We start from the raw sequence: 1,791 nt of genomic DNA on the forward strand, positions 1-1,791 counted from the left end.
CGCCCGCCCGCGGCGGGCGCGGGGCCGGCGCGGTGGACCGGCGCAAGCTGCTCGCCAAGCTCCACGAGGACCCCTCGCTGCGGCTCAACGAAGCCGGCCGGCGCGCCCTGCGCTGGCTGCACCACTACGGCGTCGCCGGCCAGGACATCGAGACCCTCGAACGCGGGCTGCCCTGTCACTGGGCCCCCGAGGTCGCCGATCTGGCCCGCGGCTGCGCGAAGGCCTGGAGCGAGCTGGCCGCACGGCTCGAGCAGCGCGCCCCGTAGCGCCGTCGCACGCCCGCCGTCCCGCTGCGGGGTGCGCGGGCCGGCCGCTCCTGGCACCAGGACCACTCCCCCGCCCGCCGCCCCGCTCGCTGAGAACCGACGCACTTCAGGAGGCCTTCCGTGTCCGAGCATGCCGAGACGCCCGGTACCCCTACCGGACCCCAGAGCGAGGGCGGCACCGGCGTCTGGTTCATCGGGGCCCGCGGCTCCGTCGCCACGACCGCGGTCGCCGGGTGTGCCGCGCTCGCCGCGGGGCTGCGCCCGCCGACGGGCATGGTCACCGAGTCGCGGGCCTTCGCCGCCGCCTCGCTGCCCGCCCTGTCCCGGCTCGTCTTCGGCGGCCACGACACCGTGGACTGGCCGCTGCCCAAGCGCGCCGAGGCGCTCGCCGAGCAGGGCGTCCTGCCGCACGGGCTCGGCCAGGCGGTGCACCGTGAACTGGCCGCCGCCGACCGGGAGATACGCACCGGCGGACCGCTGGCCGGCGACAGCCGCAGCGACGAGGAGCTGATCGCGGCGTTCGCCGCCGACATCGAGGACTTCACCCGCCGGGGCCGGCTCGCGCGCACCGTCGTGGTCAACGTCGCCTCCACCGAGCCCGTCCCCGCCCCGGGCGGGGCCCGGCTGCCCGCCAGCTCGCTGTATGCCGCGGCCGCCCTGCGCGCGGGCTGCGCGTACGTGAACTTCACCCCGTCGGCCGGGATGCACCACCCGGCACTGGCAAAAGCGGCGCGGGCGGCGGGGGTGCCGTACGCGGGCCGGGACGGAAAGACCGGGCAGACCCTGCTGCGGGCGGTGCTCGCGCCCATGTTCGCCCAGCGGGCCCTTGAGGTACGGGCCTGGTCCGGCACCAACCTGCTCGGCGGCGGTGACGGGGCGGCGCTCGCCGACTCCGCGGCCGCCGCGGCGAAGAACGCGGGCAAGAACCGGGTCCTGCAGGACAACCTCGGTGTGCTGCCCGAGGGCCAGGTGCACATCGACGACGTGCCCGCGCTCGGTGAGTGGAAGACCGCCTGGGACCATGTCGCCTTCGAGGGCTTCCTCGGCTCGCGGATGATCCTGCAGACCATCTGGCAGGGCTGCGACTCGGCGCTGGCCGCACCCCTCGTGCTCGACCTGGCACGGCTGGCCGCCCGCGCCCACGAGGCGGGGCTCACCGGGAGCCTTCCCCAGCTGGGCTTCTACTTCAAGGACCCCGACGGCGGCTCCCCGGCCCTCGCCGAGCAGTACGAGGCGCTCCTGGCCTTCGCCGCGACGCTGGGGCACTCGCGGTGAGCACCGCCCGCGACTGGGCCGAACTCCTGCGCGTCTCGGCCCTGTTCACCGTTCCCGGTGACGCGCTCGCCGGGGCCGCGGCGAGCGGGGTGCGCCCCAACGCCCGTACCGCCCTGGTGATGGCCGCCTCGCTGTGCCTGTACGAGGCGGGCATGGCGCTCAACGACTGGGCGGACCTCGAGGAGGACGCCGCCGAGCGTCCGCACCGCCCCCTGCCCTCGGGCCGGATCGCCCCCGGCCGGGCACTGGC

At 76.5% G+C, this 1,791-nt stretch carries 2 protein-coding genes and 1 pseudogene; all 3 read left to right on the forward strand.

From position 1 onward, the window contains the following. Positions 1-266 (forward strand): annotated as a pseudogene (locus ACFWBB_RS42585) (streptomycin biosynthesis protein); the annotation flags it as partial. A 120-nt stretch (positions 267-386) separates the two neighbouring features. Beyond that, the gene (locus ACFWBB_RS42590) at positions 387-1,541 is read left to right on the forward strand and encodes an inositol-3-phosphate synthase (RefSeq protein WP_385284689.1); all 1,155 of its coding nucleotides are present in this window, start codon (positions 387-389) and stop codon (positions 1,539-1,541) included. Then, positions 1,538-1,791 (forward strand): UbiA family prenyltransferase (locus tag ACFWBB_RS42595; RefSeq protein WP_385284692.1); only part of this gene is annotated, 254 nt, incomplete at its 3' end. The genes ACFWBB_RS42590 and ACFWBB_RS42595, both read left to right, overlap by 4 nt.

The organism is Streptomyces sp. NPDC060000 (genome assembly GCF_042737375.1).
Taxonomy (GTDB): Bacteria; Actinomycetota; Actinomycetes; order Streptomycetales; family Streptomycetaceae; genus Streptomyces.